This window comes from Vibrio mediterranei, assembly GCF_013364395.1.
Classification (GTDB): Bacteria; Pseudomonadota; Gammaproteobacteria; order Enterobacterales; family Vibrionaceae; genus Vibrio; species Vibrio mediterranei.
Genome location: NZ_JABXGK010000008.1, coordinates 1,555,124 through 1,569,735 on the forward strand (window position 1 = coordinate 1,555,124; position 14,612 = coordinate 1,569,735).

The 14,612-nt window shown below is 42.8% G+C and carries 13 protein-coding genes; 2 read left to right on the forward strand and 11 right to left on the reverse strand.

Going from position 1 to position 14,612, the window contains the following annotated elements; genetic code table 11:
* Positions 1 to 40: 40 nt before the first annotated feature.
* The 6 genes from HOP38_RS24090 to HOP38_RS24115 form a co-directional block, all read right to left on the reverse strand.
* Complete coding sequence (locus HOP38_RS24090; RefSeq protein ID WP_198559186.1) at positions 41 to 1,174, reverse strand: DUF1501 domain-containing protein; 1,134 nt, start codon at positions 1,172 to 1,174, stop codon at positions 41 to 43.
* 6 nt (positions 1,175 to 1,180) lie between these two features.
* Entirely contained in the window at positions 1,181 to 2,542 is a 1,362-nt protein-coding gene (locus tag HOP38_RS24095; RefSeq protein WP_198559187.1) for a DUF1800 domain-containing protein, read from the reverse strand.
* Between the two features lie 125 nt (positions 2,543 to 2,667).
* Positions 2,668 to 3,018 (reverse strand): hypothetical protein, encoded by a 351-nt coding sequence (locus HOP38_RS24100; RefSeq protein WP_006070412.1) that lies wholly within the window; start codon positions 3,016 to 3,018, stop codon positions 2,668 to 2,670.
* A 27-nt stretch (positions 3,019 to 3,045) separates the two neighbouring features.
* Entirely contained in the window at positions 3,046 to 4,362 is a 1,317-nt protein-coding gene (locus tag HOP38_RS24105) for a peptidoglycan DD-metalloendopeptidase family protein (protein WP_006070411.1), read from the reverse strand.
* Positions 4,363 to 4,500: 138 nt separating this feature from the next.
* Positions 4,501 to 4,809: an isoamylase early set domain-containing protein gene (locus HOP38_RS24110; RefSeq protein WP_006070410.1), complete on the reverse strand. Its 309-nt coding sequence runs from the start codon at positions 4,807 to 4,809 to the stop codon at positions 4,501 to 4,503.
* A gap of 123 nt (positions 4,810 to 4,932) precedes the next feature.
* A complete protein-coding gene (locus HOP38_RS24115; protein ID WP_131451021.1) occupies positions 4,933 to 5,622 on the reverse strand; it encodes a hypothetical protein in 690 nt (229 codons plus the stop codon).
* A 236-nt stretch (positions 5,623 to 5,858) separates the two neighbouring features.
* Between HOP38_RS24115 and HOP38_RS24120 the strand changes: the two genes are divergently transcribed.
* Positions 5,859 to 7,229 (forward strand): YjiH family protein, encoded by a 1,371-nt coding sequence (locus HOP38_RS24120; RefSeq protein WP_062456048.1) that lies wholly within the window; start codon positions 5,859 to 5,861, stop codon positions 7,227 to 7,229.
* 456 nt (positions 7,230 to 7,685) lie between these two features.
* On the opposite strand, the gene HOP38_RS24125 is transcribed toward HOP38_RS24120, so the two are convergent.
* Positions 7,686 to 8,810 (reverse strand): carbohydrate porin, encoded by a 1,125-nt coding sequence (locus tag HOP38_RS24125; RefSeq protein ID WP_198559188.1) that lies wholly within the window; start codon positions 8,808 to 8,810, stop codon positions 7,686 to 7,688.
* Between the two features lie 612 nt (positions 8,811 to 9,422).
* Between HOP38_RS24125 and HOP38_RS24130 the strand changes: the two genes are divergently transcribed.
* Positions 9,423 to 9,605: a hypothetical protein gene (locus HOP38_RS24130; RefSeq protein WP_038227355.1), complete on the forward strand. Its 183-nt coding sequence runs from the start codon at positions 9,423 to 9,425 to the stop codon at positions 9,603 to 9,605.
* A gap of 62 nt (positions 9,606 to 9,667) precedes the next feature.
* Here the strand turns inward: HOP38_RS24130 and HOP38_RS24135 are convergent, their stop codons facing one another.
* The 4 genes from HOP38_RS24135 to HOP38_RS24150 all read right to left on the reverse strand — a co-directional run bounded on the left by HOP38_RS24135 (position 9,668) and on the right by HOP38_RS24150 (position 14,467).
* Positions 9,668 to 11,095: a sucrose-6-phosphate hydrolase gene (locus HOP38_RS24135; protein ID WP_198559189.1), complete on the reverse strand. Its 1,428-nt coding sequence runs from the start codon at positions 11,093 to 11,095 to the stop codon at positions 9,668 to 9,670.
* Positions 11,096 to 11,175: 80 nt separating this feature from the next.
* The gene (locus HOP38_RS24140; RefSeq protein ID WP_006070403.1) at positions 11,176 to 12,537 is read right to left on the reverse strand and encodes a PTS transporter subunit EIIC; all 1,362 of its coding nucleotides are present in this window, start codon (positions 12,535 to 12,537) and stop codon (positions 11,176 to 11,178) included.
* Between the two features lie 199 nt (positions 12,538 to 12,736).
* A complete protein-coding gene (locus HOP38_RS24145; protein ID WP_124941447.1) occupies positions 12,737 to 13,453 on the reverse strand; it encodes a GntR family transcriptional regulator in 717 nt (238 codons plus the stop codon).
* A gap of 6 nt (positions 13,454 to 13,459) precedes the next feature.
* A complete protein-coding gene (locus HOP38_RS24150; RefSeq protein ID WP_198559190.1) occupies positions 13,460 to 14,467 on the reverse strand; it encodes a LacI family DNA-binding transcriptional regulator in 1,008 nt (335 codons plus the stop codon).
* Positions 14,468 to 14,612 lie beyond the last annotated feature (145 nt).

Sequence of the window (14,612 nt, forward strand, 5' to 3'; positions counted from 1 at the left end):
ACCCCATAAAAGACGCAACTTTTCTGCCGATGCATTAAGGTCATGATAAAACACGAATAGGCTGAATATCTTGCGTCTCTGGGAAAGTGTTGTTGAGCGTCGTTTGATCCGCCCCCATATGCTGCTCTAATACACCTTTGATGACTGCACGAACATCCAACGTTGGTTGTAAGTCACGCCCCTGATAGAGCTGATTGCTAGCTAATCCTGGCCAATCGGATAAAACCCTAGAGCGTTGTACTGCTCCTCCCATTACCAACATCGCATTGCCTGTGCCGTGATCGGTCCCTTTGGTCCCATTCTCGGCGGCAGTTCGTCCAAACTCACTTGCTGCAATGACCACAGTAGACTGCCATTTTTCGCCTAATGCGGATTTTAACGCTGCCATACCTTGATCAAACTTATTGAGCTGATTGGCAAGTCTTCCTTTGTCCGCCCCTTGCGACGAGTGTGTGTCCCACCCGCCCAGCTCTAGCACTACGATATTAGGCCCATTGGGCGAGCTCACAAACTTGCCAGCCTGCTTGGCTAAGTTGGTAAATTGTTTATTTTGATTGCCGCCCCTGGACATTGACTCTAACTTCATTGCTTCTTCAAAGTTTGCAGAGAGTTTGGCATCAGATTGGAACATTTCGGCAAGTAAATTGGCTTGTTCTTCTTTAGCTTTTAGCTTGTGAGGAAACCAACTGCTGACTTTGACATCACCTTGAGCAATCAATGGTAGCCCGGCATCAATAGCAATCGCTTGGTTGTTCTGTTTTGTCGACAAAAAGCGATTCAACCACCCCACAGGATCAAATGGATCCGTGGAGCCATTTTCTAGAATCTTCTGACCATCAAAGTGAGAACGACTTCGATAACCAGTGGCACAAGCATGAACAAACATGGCTTGCTTGTCTTGATACATCTGATGAACACTTTTTAATGCTGGATGTAAGCCAAACCCTTTCTCTAACGGGTTAAGCTGATCTTTGGTGAGTGCTATTGTTGGCCGCAACTTTTGGTAATGCTCATCAAAACTTGGTACTACCACGTTGAGGCCATCCATCGCGCCACGAAGTGTTATCCAAATCAGTACATTTGGGCTTTGCGTTGACGCAAAGGAGAAATTGGGTAGCAAGGTAACCAGAGACGCCGCTCCTACGCCTTTCAAAAAATGTCGTCGTGTCGTCATAACCGTTTACCTATATTGAAACTGTGGGCTCATCCAAAGCGCAACAAACTTGGAACTGGCATCTTGTGCCTTTTCTAACGCAGTCAGTAGGTGTTCATCGACTTCATTACCATAAAGGCGTTGTGCAATCTGTGTCACCCTGTCATCTGGGTTCTGTTTACTGCGCTCAATCTGGGTAATCAAAAGCTTAGCCACTTGGTTGGCGACTTGCCAACGCTGAGTCAATGCGGCCGAGCTATTATAATCAGCATCGTTATCAGACCATCCTGCGGGCGACCCTGACATAAACGGTTCTTGCCCTAATTGTCTCAACATTGAATGCATCTGCTTCTGGTTGGGTTCAAAATCGGCGCTGCGGAGCACGGCAAAATACCATTCCTGAGGTGTACGAAAACGCAGGCGCTCATCCTTATTTTTGAGGCTGCTATTAATCAATGTCAGATATACCGGAATTAACATGCCTTCGTTATCTATCCAGACTTTGGTGAGTTTATCTACCAATGAAGCATGTCCTACACCGTAGAAATGCTCGACCAATTTGCCACATAGATGTCTTGCGGTATTTTCATGATTTGCAAGATCGCGAAGACAGCTCATGCCCTGTTCTTCACCTTGCTGATCGTACACTTTACCCAATACGTTAATCGCACCAGGTTCATGCATGGTCGATGAAAAGCGATAACCTGGACTGTCCGGTTTAAAGCTCACCGTCCAACCAGTGATACCCTGAGCGAGCTCAACAACATCGTTTTGTGTATAGCCACCATCCACGCCTAAAGTATGCAACTCTAAAATCTCTCGAGCTAAGTTTTCATTGAGTCCTTTATTGCGCTTTTGCCCTGCTTTGGAATTAGGCCCAACTGACTGGTGGTTATCAAGGAAGATCAGCATACTGGGGTGTTGAATCACGCCTACCAGCATACTCGGAAAATCGATAGACCAAAGCTCTCTGATTACTTCATTTTCAACACCAGAAGCAATTGGACGGACTCTACGTGTATCCGCGGAGATCGCAAAATGGTTGCTCCAAAATTGGATTAAACGTTCTTGAAAGCTTAGTGGAGTGTATAGGGTTTGTATGTTTCTCACATGAACAAGATTGCGGAAGTTTTCTTGAAAAAACGCATTATTGGTTTTGGTAAACTGTTTTTTCTCTTCTGCGCTTTTTGCTGCCTTTCGTCTTCGATTCAGGTCACCAAAATGTGCCAACATTTCATCGGTAGATGGAAGCGATGAAATCGCCTTATGAGTATAAGCCTGAGCTTTGAGTTGCTCATTTAAACTGGGTTCAAGCTTAGCATCACCAACTCTTGGCCCAAAACCAAATCGCTGCGAAACAATGTATTGAGCAGTGTCCTTGTTCTCCATGGCAACCTCTGTAAGTATGCGATACCTAAAGCATTACACACTAAGCAAAAATTGCACACCTGCCCTGACGATAAAATAACAAACGGCGCTCATTTGAGCGCCGTTTTGACTTTATCCGGATAGGATTAAGAACGTTTAGGTTGCTTGTAAGTCTTACCTGCCGCCTTATACGTGTCACTTTGCTTCATTTCGAACATAGCGTCGAAGAACCAAGCGACAAACTTAATGATATCGTCACCTTCGTTCATAATGTGCTCTACGTATTCTTGCTCGTCACCGTTATCATCGATATCGGTGAATACATGATAAATACGCTGTTCACCATCGACATCCGCTAATGCAAATTGACCGCTTAAACTGTTTGCTGCCTCGACAATCTCTTGGTTCTCGACGCTTTTAAGCTTATTCAATGCATCTGGGAGTGTTTTGAACTCGCAAAGCTGCATGACAAGTAGTTGAAATTCTAGTTGTTGCATTATCAATACCGTTATTAACCTAGCGAACTACAAGCTCGCCAGTTTAGTTTCTTGTTTCTCAAGCATAGAGTCTAACTCATCGCGACGAGCAATAAACTGCTTGAGCTCGTTCTTGGGCACAGAGTCTGCCATAGGAATGTTCGCTCGCATAGCATTAACTGGTCGCCCACGAGAAATCAATTCGTAATGCAAGTGAGGCCCAGTCACTCGCCCAGTCGCTCCAGACAAGCCGATACGAGTACCACGAGTCACCTTTTGCCCTTTCTTCACTAGAATCTTACTTAAATGAAGATAACGAGTCTTGTACGGACCACCATGGTCGATAACGATATACTTACCTGCATATGGGTGGTTGCGCACCATAGCAACAACGCCATCACCAGTGGTATAAACATTCGTACCAGTACGAACACCGAAATCAGTACCGTTATGCGGTGCAATCCTGCCTGTTACAGGATGACGACGATTAGGGTTAAAGCCTGAGGTAATTCGATGATTTTTCACCGGATAGCGCATAAATGCACGCTGTAAACTGTCACCTTTGGCATCATAGTACTGGCCATTAGTATGAAGGTAAGCTGAGTACATCGCGCCACGATTAAAGATCTTAATCGCTTGTATTTCAGAGTTACCTGTCGCGGTACCATCAACAAACTGGCTGTTTTTAACAACTTCAAAACGGTCACCAGCACGAAGGTCACGAGTGAAACTCAGTTTGTCTTTAAGCAGTGTAACAACTTGGTCAATCTCACGAGGGTTTAAACCCAATTTGTTCGCTGAAGAAGAGAAGCTGCCGTGAATTTCACCGACCAAAGCCACGCTTTCCCACACGCCGGGAATAGAGACATCCTTAAATTCAAAGCTACCGTCGTCTAGCCGAGTATAAACGGCTTTCTCGGCCACACTACGTTGAACTTCCAATTGACCGAGTGCGCCAGTGGCTTCATCTTGCCAAAATCGCATCTTGTCACCGGGACGCAGCGTGTCGAGCACTAAGTAATCCAAATCGGTTTCCATTACTGACATCATGTCTGAGTACGGAAAACCAAGTTGGTCGAAAATTTGGCTCAAGCTGTCACCTGACTTTACGGTATAGGCGAATTTAGGTGGTAGTTCAGCTTTGGTTGGCTCAGGAGTGATGGCTTTGGCGATTGGTGAATCATTGAGGTCTAGCTCTACCGTCCCGTTGAGGTTTGAACTAGGCAGACTATGAAGAAACAGAAACGCCGCGATAAGAGGCACGGTAAAAGCTAGGCCGCGTTTTAGTTTTCGTGACGGCGCTTTTGCCGTGCATACGCCGTCTATAGGTTGATTCGATTGCACAATGGTTCCAATGCATTCCATTAAAAAGAGCCAACAGATTAATCGTTTCTTCGGCGAATTGCATCCGATTGAGAGGAAAATTAAGGTAAAACCTGTGATAAGAATGTAAAAAAGCGAAGCTTGTCGCTTCGCTTTCTACAAAATCAGCATTACTGAGAGCTAGGCTTCACATGCTTGTTCTGTTTTTACGATACAGTTATCAGCACCGAAGCCATTTGGTACATAGTTATCCGCTTCAGCATCATTAACCCAGTCATTCTCATTCACAAGGTAGCGGAATTGAAATTCCGCGTTTTTTGGCAGACGAGTTTTATATTTGAAAGACTTGGTTTTCGCAACTTTTTTCATTGGCATAGGTTGCCAATCGTGAAACTCTGCTACTAGTACCGCACTTTCAATATTGGTCGCATCCAGTTCGAATGTGACTTCCACTTCATCTTTAGTTTTAAAAAAACGCTTATTGATCATTTGCAAGCTCCGTTTGTCTAAAAAATAACAACATCAAAGTGTCATATTATGTAATCAAGCTCACATTCTCAACATAATAAGTGACAAAGATGCATATCATTTACGGCTGGAAACAAATTCCAATTAACATCCTGTCAATTTGCCATTTTTCAGTGTGCAAACCAGTGAGTTTTCCTTTGTTGGCGTCTCCGCCATTGACTGTTCAGGGCCATGGCTTTTGAACTTCATTGTTACATCCTGTCCAGATAAGTCTAAAGATTCAATATCCACGCGATCCCCTGCTAGTTTAGCGTTAATAAGGATTACTCGCTGTCTTGATTCGTCCCAATTAAACAAGCCAAGGTAATAGAAGACTCCCGAGCCTTGGTTACTCACGGCAAATGGTACAACAGCGAAATGAAGCTTATTGTTTTCAAACATGAGTTGCTTAAATTGATACAGTAGGTATACGTTGCCACGCTCCATACCATCATCATAACTACCTGCAGCCACTTGTTTATCAATATCGATGTCAGTGAGTAGAGAGAACGCACTGGTTTCTGGTACCTGAATTGTCCATGGATTAGCCACCTTCACGCCTAGAATAGTCTCTACGACGACATCAGCCTTTTCTGCTTGATGAGATGGGAATTTGGCCAGTATCTCCTCATCACTCATCGAAAATCGATAGACTCCAGCCACAATGACAACGACGAGAAGACAAAGTGGGATCAGTAAAATCAGTGGCACTGGAAGTTTCTTGCGAGGCATTGTGATGATTCTCAATAAGTTAAGTTCTTCGTTCAGTGTAGCGCTTTCGATTACTAAGCTCAAAGAGTAACAACCCACTATACTTAGACAGATCTACACAACCTTAGCACCGAACATTGTTTTGCATATCATTTGCGACATCAGTACTAAATTGTGAATATTTAGTCTTTGTTGATGAATAGTATTGCCTTGATTGATAAAAAGCAGTAATCTTGCGCGCAATGAGCAAATATGGATGTTTAGTGAATAAATAGGCAATGGAATTGTCCATTATTAACTAGTTGTAACACGAGAGAAAAATGCAAAATAGCGCTCAATCTGTTCCTGAGTCTGGAAAGAAAGGCAACTTCTGGATGTTCTTCATCCCGTCTTTAATTGGCCTGTTCCTGTTCATGGCTCCAATCACCTTTGACGGCGGTTTAACTATACCTGTAGCTGTCTTAGCTAAATCACTACAAGCGGCGGTTGGCGATTTCATCGTACCTCTAGTTACAGCTATCATCGCATTTATGGCTATCGCGTCAGTCATCACCCGCATTGCTAAGCCTGCATTCATTAATAACAATGAATTTTTAAACGGTCTATTTAATCCAAGCCCAATGTGGTTAGCAGTTCGTTTGATCGGTGGCTTAGCGGTAGTAATGACGTACTTCCAAGTTGGTCCTCAAGCGATTTGGGAAGAAAATACCGGTGGCCTAGTACTCGAAGGTCTGCTACCTACTCTATTTGCTGTATTTATCTTTGCAGGTTTATTGCTACCTCTTTTACTTAACTTTGGTTTGTTAGAACTATTTGGTGCGTTACTAAGTAAAATCATGCGCCCTGTATTCAACCTACCAGGTCGTGGCGCTATCGACTGTATGGCATCTTGGTTAGGTGACGGTAGTGTTGGCATTCTTCTAACGAGCAAGCAGTACGAAAACAAATTCTACACCATGCGTGAAGCAGCCGTTATTGGTACTACTTTCTCAGCAGTATCAATTACGTTCAGCTTAGTGGTTATCGCTCAGGTTGAGCTTGAGCATCTGTTTTTACCGTTTTATGGCGCTATCTGTTTAGCCGGTGTTGTTGCAGCGATTATCATTCCTCGTTTGCCGCCACTACGTAACAAAAAAGACGTGTTCATTGACGGTACTAAACCAGCTAAAGATGCTGAAGTGATTCCTGAAGGCCATTCTACTTTCTCTTGGGGTCTTGATTTAGCACTTAAACGAGCAGGCACTGTCACCTCTGCAAAATCGGTATTTGGCGAAGGTATTAAGAATGCCGTAGATATGGTGTTTGGGGTTCTTCCTGTGGTTATGGGCCTAGGTACAGTCGCGCTTGTTATCGCTGAATACACTTCAGTGTTTGAAACGCTCGGTACACCGTTTATTCCTTACCTAGAATTACTGGGTGTGCCTGAAGCAGTTGCGGCATCCAAGACTATGGTTGTTGGCTTTGCAGATATGTTTATTCCGTCAATCCTAGCAGCATCAATCAATAGTGAAATGACACGTTTTGTTATCGCTGCGATGTCCGTTACTCAGCTTATCTATATGTCTGAAGTGGGTGCTCTACTACTTGGTAGCCGTATCCCAGTAAACATCTTCGAACTGTTTGCTATCTTCATCCTGCGTACTTTGATTACGTTACCTGTTATCGCTGGTGTCGCGCATTTGATTTTCTAGTAAAACATATTGCTCAGTTAAAAGGCTCACTTTGGTGGGCCTTTTTTTGTATGACTCATCTTTTGCTTTTCCATTCAAGACATCGTATCGACCATAATTCTACCCTTCCCCTAACTAGTTGTTGTAGTCAATAACAAACTCGCTAATTTTAGCCCTCATATGGCAACACAGTAGTGTTGTCTTTGATTGTTAGACGATTCCTACTGCCATTCGATACGAGCCAACATCGCGTAACGTAGAGGCTTTTTGAAGAGATAGGTTATGAGGAAATCAATGAGAACATCATGGTAACGGTGGGACATGGTAAGCGTTCACCGAAGACAAGATGCAGGCGGAGTGTTTCGGCGTAATCTCAGGCAGTTGTACGACGATTGAAGCTAGTAGTCTAAACAAGAAAACGGAGCCGATGGGCTCCGTTTATATAAGGCAGTGTTTCTGTTCTATACGGCTAAGCGCTTAGAAGAAGTACTTGAAGCGTACACGAACACCTTTGTCTGTGTCTTCTGCAAATAGGTCAGCACGGTCTGTTTGGTTGTCAACAGTCGTGTAGTAAGCACCTAGGTAGATAGAGAAGTCATCAACTTGTAGAACATCAGCGAACTCGTAAGACGCGTATACTGTGTCAACTTTCGCTTTACCTTCAGCCCAACCAGTGATCTTCTTGTTCTCATAGTCGTTGTTAGCGTGGATATAACCTAGACCAAAGCCTTTGTACAATGCGTTCACACCAGCAGTCATGTTGGTTTCATCAACCGCATCCATGTATGCGAAGTTAGCGATTAAGTTCCAATCTGCTGTTGTGTAGTTTGCAGTCACACCGTAACCGATACGGTCTGAGATATCGATTTCTTCAGTACCATTTTTAACAATTACTGCATCCTTAACTAGGTTTGCTTCCATAGATGCTGCAATTCCAAAGTTACCAGCTTGGTAGCCAACTACTGGACGCAATAGAACTGAATCTTTATTGTTAACTACTTCTTTACCGTGGTAAGTCGTATTTGCAGAGATTGTGCTTGTTCCAAACAATACTGAACGGTCACCGATCATAGAAGCAAGTTCTACATATAGGTTGTCGAAAGATTGGCTGTACATGATTTGACCATCAGAACCACGACCACGACCTTCTTTCATTTGATAAACATAAGCAGCGCCGTCTTGGTATAGATCGTTAGCAGTATCACCTGAATACTCTAGGAACGTATCTTGACCAACTGGGAACATATCGAACGCTTCGAAACGACCCATACGTAGGTTCCAACCGTCTTGTTTACCGAATGCAAACCATGCGTCATCCAGTGCAACGTTACCGCTACTCTCCATCAGAGGTTGAACGTTTACTTGGAAAATGTGACCAGTATCAGTGTAACGCTCGCCAGCAAACTCAAGAAGAATACGACCAGATTGGTTGAATTCGTTGTTTTCTTGGCCTTCACGGTCTTGGAAGTTGAAGTCAAATTCAACGTCGCCACCGATAGAGAACTTACCAGTTTCAGTATCAGTGATCGCGATACCAGCGTTTGCCGCCATTGCAGAAGAAACAAGTACTGCAGCTAGCGATAGTTTGAAAGTATTTTTCATTATTAACCCCAAGGATTGTAATTAACTATTTTTGTTATTTTTTAAAAGCTATTGAGTTGTCGTGAATAAGCGTCGTTAAACTTTGAAAACTCATTCACCAGTCACATCACTCAAAAGTTTGAAAATCATGTACCGAATGAACGAGACAAATTTTCACTAATATCCCGACATGCAGCAATCCTAAGAATTTGAAAATGCCTATCTAAATCACGTTTTTATAAAAATGCAAATAGCCTTATTTATCAATAGATTATATATAAATAAATATACATTTAGCTTTAAAAACATTTATTGAGGTAATTTAGGGGAACTTTTTGGCAGATAAATTACTTTCAGTGATCTTGCTCACACACATAGTAATTCTTAACTACTATTTAAATTATTAATTATCAGTTTCCAAAATGTAACAATGGTGTGAATGTATTTTCTATATCACCTCTAATGCTCATGTTTATTTTTTCCACACTATTTGTATTGCCTTTCTATTAATCTAGTTCTCGTTATCCATGCAGTGTTATAGATATCAAGTGTAACAATATGCATAAAAAGCCTTGCTATTAGACTCATATGGTCTAAGTTAGAGATAAGGAAAAACAAAGGAGTGATGCTGATATGAACCATGCGCTAGAAAAAGACATTGTCGACGCTATGCATCATTTAAATACTGAGCAGCTTCGCGACGTGAAGCGATTTGTTGAGCGTTTATCAACACGCCAACAGCCCAGCGATTTGGTTACGGAAGAAGAATTAGCCATGATTATGGAACTAAGCACATCCAAGCGAAGCTACCGCTAATCTAGACGAGTGACCATACCTAACAAAAACGACCAGCCTCGGCTGGTCGTTTTTGTTTTCATCTATTCGTAATGAATACCACTTAAGTAATGTATCTGTCCGGTTGCTTTGGACAAATGAAGTTGGTTCAAATCGCTAACGAAAATACGTGATGTGAATACCGTCTCTCCGAAGTCACAGAATATTTCAATACTGGAATGGTCGACAAACACACGCACTAGGCTGTCATTACTTTGCCGCATAGCGTATCGAACTGTGCCAAACTGCTCAGCATGTGTTTCCGTCACGTGTGTCCTGTCTAAGCACCACTCCGTTTCATTGCCAGAAAACGTCATTTTGTCGCCACTCTGATTAGCAAACTCTATAACGAAGTCTTGCTCCACACTCATTTCAAGTTCAAAAGCTCGACTAATTAGTTCATGCTGTGGCCTTAATACTTCACTACTTTCGCGCAGGTCAGTAAGTTCCACGAGCGGTGTTTGACGCAGTTTATTACCTTCTATGCTTATCTCTCTTGGCAATGTCAGCATATGCGCCCAGTAATTCTTATCCGTTGGATACTCGCTTTTCGAATTACCTAACCAACCAATCAGAATGCGGCGTCCTTTGTTGTCTAAATAAGTCTGAGGGGCATAGAAATCAAAGCCTTTATCGAGTTCAAAGTAGCCCTGATGTTCGAGCTTAAGATTCTCAGTATCTAACGGTTTACCAACGATATAGACCACAGAAAACACATTATTAAAATCGTACTTACTATCAGAAGTGACGCCTTGAGGAGAGAAAATAAAGACGCCACTACCAGCCTCCTCATAGTAGTTAGGGCACTCCCACATATAACCAAACTCACCAATGCCTATATCAACATTCCCCTTGTATTGGTAGGCATCGATTTGTCTCCCGTGATAAAGCGCCAACTTACCTTGCTGTTGATGGCTCTCAGCACCAATCAACATATAATAGTCATCTTCTCTCTTTATTGTGACAGGGTCACGCATGTTATGTGTGTAGTGTTGAGAGTTGTAGTCAACAACGACTCCTTTCTTCTCTATCTTCCCTTCTTTATCCATAACAGCGAGAACTTGAGTCGGGTGACCGCTGTTTGGTTCATATACCAAATGTCCGGTATACAGTAGGTTAAGCTGCTCACCCTCAACGACTGCCACACCAGTATGACACCCGTGTTGGTCGTAATCCTGATCAGGATACAGTGCGACTCCTCTATCTTTGAAGTGCACGAAATCCTTCGTTGATACGTGATACCAGTGCTTAAGTCCATGAACGGGCCCTAATGGAAACCATTGATAGAAAATATGATGTTCACCATTAAAGTAACTAAGCCCATTTGGGTCATTAACCAACCCATGTTTGGGTGCTATATGGTAACTCGGATAATAGGGGTCATTTTGAGTCAATGACTCAATATGTTCCAGATACTCTGCTGACACTTCGTCTAACCGCACGAAGCGGTTTTGACGATTAGAAAAATCCATAACGACTCACTGTAGCTTTAAAACGCAAAATCCCTTCATGTCTCCTAGTGGCGTCCATGAAGGGATAAAAAGGAAATAAGTTATTGAGGTTCTTTGTAGAACAACTTAGTCATGACAAAAGCTACCAAAGCAGCAACCAACATGACCACGATATACATACCAAGACCACCACCGAGGTACAGCAGCATTCCAGGAAGCATCGTCGCCCCCGTACCCGCTGAACCAATTCCTGCGATAGCACCTAGGCAGCCACCGATTGCACCGCCAACGCATCCATAAAGGAATGGCTTAACGCGAGGTAAGGTCACTGCAAACATTGCTGGTTCAGTAATACCAAATAACGCAGGTAGCGCTGCCCCAAACATGCCTGACTTTTTCACCTTGCTGGTTTGCATAGTCATCACCGCAATCGCCGCACCAAATTGACCTGCAATCGCAGCGGTACCCAGTGGGTTGATATAGTCAAAACCAGTTTCTGTCACCATGGCAATGGTAATTGGCACGATAGTATGGTGCATACCCGTAACGGCCATGAACTGAATCGCGCCACCGTAAATCAAACCGCCAATACCGTATGGAATTTGTAAAAAATACACCACTACATCGGTAATTAGCTTTTCGATACCTAATAGTAATGGTCCAACGAAAACTAATCCTGCAATCAGCGACACCAACAGTGTAATGAATGGAGTAAGGATAAGATCCAACACCTCCGGCACGTACTTGCGTGATGTTTTCTCAACAGTTGCAGCAAACCAACCCATAAACACGGCAGGTAAGATAGAACTTTGCAAGCCAGTGACGGCAATATTAAAGCCGAAGAATGGAATCATCAGTGCTTCTGCATTACCAAAAGCGACATCCCATTTGCTTGCTAATTGAGGAGCAACCAGCATCAATCCGAGTACAATACCGAGTACTGGATTGCCACCGAACACTCTCATCGCTGACCATGTCACTAAGACTGGAATAAAGATAAACGCGGTATCAGTAAGCACTTGAGACAGCGTCGTCAATTGAGGTGACAATTCCACCCCAAAGCCATTAACGATCAGTCCGCGCAATCCCATCAATAAACCCGTCGCAACTAGCGCAGGAATAATGGCAACAAAGATATCTGAAAACGTACGAGTCACTCGTTGGAAAGCACTACCCGCTTGCTCTTTTTTCGGTGCAGCACTGGTTTCAACATCACCATTGCCTGTTAATACCGCAAACACCTTACCAACAAAGCCCGTACCTAGTATGACTTGGTGTTGGCCATTTTTAAAAAAGTAACCGTGAACGCCTTCTGTTTCGCCTAGTTTTTCCGCATCGACTTTAGAGTCGTCTTTCGTCACGACCCGCAACCGCGTTGCACAATGTGTCAACTGCTCGATATTGGTTTCTCCACCAAGCAGCGCCATCACTTCTGTTGCAACGATTTGAGCATTTCTTGCCATTTTTTCGTTCTCTCCCAAGAGCACAAGATAACAACCTGTATTCAACATGTATTAATGTAATACAGGATAAATACAAGTTATATCTATTTGTGCTTTTGAACTTTAGAAACGTGCTTATCATCACATTCAATAATAGTTAGCTCAGATACAAAAAAACCACCTCATTAAGAGGTGGCTTGGTAACTAATTGATAAGATTATTAAAGTCTGGCAGTTATCTCAAAGTCATAGACACTGGACTTATAATAGACAATGGAGTACTCATAAGGCTGAGATTCAGTGCGAAAATTGATCGATTCATTGATCAGTATCGGCTCTAACTTATCTACAGACAGCTGCTTTTGAATGAATAGGCTTGGCAACGCTGGTTTTATCTTTTGTTGTGTTTTCACCATTTCAATATCACGTTGCTTAAGATAAGCAAATTTGGAGCCCGAAAGAGACTGGGCATCTAAATCTGGAAGTAACGCCCATGGTATATAGAAATCTTCGTAAGAAACAACCTGTTGATTTACAACGCGCAGTCGACCGCAATGATAGACGAGATCGCCCACTGTTATAGACAGCTTGGAGGCTAATGATTCATCTGCTTCCACCTTCTCAAAGTGAATCACTTGGTTGTGAGCCTCAAGCCCCGCTCCCTGCAACTCTTGAGCAAAGCCCGCCATCCCTAAGAAATCATGCTTAAGTTTTTGATGAGCAACAAAAGTACCTTTACCTTTTTCGGAGGTGGTATAGCCAATATCGGCAAGTTGACCTAACGCCTTTCTGACCGTGACACGACTTACACCTAAACTCTCTACTAACTGATTCTCGGAAGGCAACTTCGAGCCTTGCGGATATAGCCCTTCATCAATCCGCTGTTTTAGCGTATCGGCCACTTGAATATATAAAGGCTGTAGAGATTTTGATTCCATGTCCGGCTAGTAACTCCGCTGATGAAGGTGCGCTTTAACACTAATCTTGCTTTGATATTGAGAATTAGACAAGGTCTTTTGTAGACAGTCAAAAATCTCCGACGCTAATTCGACACAATTTTGCTCTATAGAGTTTATTGGTAACGGTAAGCAGTCCAATATGGCGTAATTATCAAACGTAGCAATTCGCATCCGAGCATTGGTTGCTGTTGCAAACAGATCATGTTCGTTAAGATAGCGCAGCACCCCTTCTAACAATGAATAAGATGCCGTAAATAAACAGTGTGGCAATCGACCAAGTTCATCAACACACGCTGCCATCATGTCGTAACCACTTGAAGGCTGATAATCACGATTGAACACCAAGTTCTGATTCAATGGAATTTGGTTTGCAGCTAACGCATCTACATAACCTTGATAACGTTCTTTACTTGGTGAAAGCTCTAATTGTCCACCAATAAAAACACACTCTGCCACGTTTTTCGTATGTTCCGTTAATAACAGTCTCGTTGCATCGTAAGCGTCAGTGGTCACCATATTAAAATCTGAAGATTCGAACGAACGGTCAAAGAAAACAAGCGGAAGATCGTCAGGTAATCCGCTATAGAAAGCATCACTGGTGAGACAAGACGCAATCATGATGCCGTCGACTTGACGTGATATTAGATTGTCTACTGCGCGCATTTCTGTTTCAGGGTCATCATCGGTTGAAGCCAGTAATAACTGATAGCCTGATGCTAAGCAAAGACGTTCCAATTCTTTAGCAATAGACGCAAAACCAAGGTTGAGTAGGTCGGGGATCACAAGTCCAAAAGTAGAGCTCTTTTTTGATTTTAACGCTCGGGCATAAACACTAGGCGAATAGTTATTCTCTTGCACAACATGCAGTACTCTCTCCACGGTTTCTTTCGTGATTCGATGCTTTTCTGCATGCCCATTCAATACAAAACTCACCGTTGATTTCGATACACCAGCGAGTTTTGCTATGTCAGCAAGTTTTAATTTTTTGCTCATTCCTTCCTACTCATCCACTCGTTCAGTTTGATCTTATTTTTCTAAAAGATCGTGTGTGAGATCACAAATTCATTTTCAATCCATTAGACGTCTATTAAAACACATTTTCTTTGCTAAATCGATTTAGTAAACTAAAAACAACTTA

Bases quoted from the DNA above. Each gene is read 5' to 3' on its own strand.
- HOP38_RS24150 (WP_198559190.1), bottom strand. From the start codon at position 14,467: ATGAGCAAAAAATTAAAACTTGCTGACATAGCAAAACTCGCTGGTGTA.
- HOP38_RS24135 (WP_198559189.1), bottom strand. From the start codon at position 11,095: ATGGATTTTTCTAATCGTCAAAACCGCTTCGTGCGGTTAGACGAAGTG.
- HOP38_RS24090 (WP_198559186.1), bottom strand. From the start codon at position 1,174: ATGACGACACGACGACATTTTTTGAAAGGCGTAGGAGCGGCGTCTCTG.
- HOP38_RS24120 (WP_062456048.1), top strand. From the start codon at position 5,859: ATGCAAAATAGCGCTCAATCTGTTCCTGAGTCTGGAAAGAAAGGCAAC.
- HOP38_RS24125 (WP_198559188.1), bottom strand. From the start codon at position 8,810: ATGAAAAATACTTTCAAACTATCGCTAGCTGCAGTACTTGTTTCTTCT.
- HOP38_RS24145 (WP_124941447.1), bottom strand. From the start codon at position 13,453: ATGGAATCAAAATCTCTACAGCCTTTATATATTCAAGTGGCCGATACG.
- HOP38_RS24105 (WP_006070411.1), bottom strand. From the start codon at position 4,362: ATGGAATGCATTGGAACCATTGTGCAATCGAATCAACCTATAGACGGC.
- HOP38_RS24110 (WP_006070410.1), bottom strand. From the start codon at position 4,809: ATGATCAATAAGCGTTTTTTTAAAACTAAAGATGAAGTGGAAGTCACA.
- HOP38_RS24130 (WP_038227355.1), top strand. From the start codon at position 9,423: ATGAACCATGCGCTAGAAAAAGACATTGTCGACGCTATGCATCATTTA.
- HOP38_RS24140 (WP_006070403.1), bottom strand. From the start codon at position 12,537: ATGGCAAGAAATGCTCAAATCGTTGCAACAGAAGTGATGGCGCTGCTT.
- HOP38_RS24095 (WP_198559187.1), bottom strand. From the start codon at position 2,542: ATGGAGAACAAGGACACTGCTCAATACATTGTTTCGCAGCGATTTGGT.
- HOP38_RS24100 (WP_006070412.1), bottom strand. From the start codon at position 3,018: ATGCAACAACTAGAATTTCAACTACTTGTCATGCAGCTTTGCGAGTTC.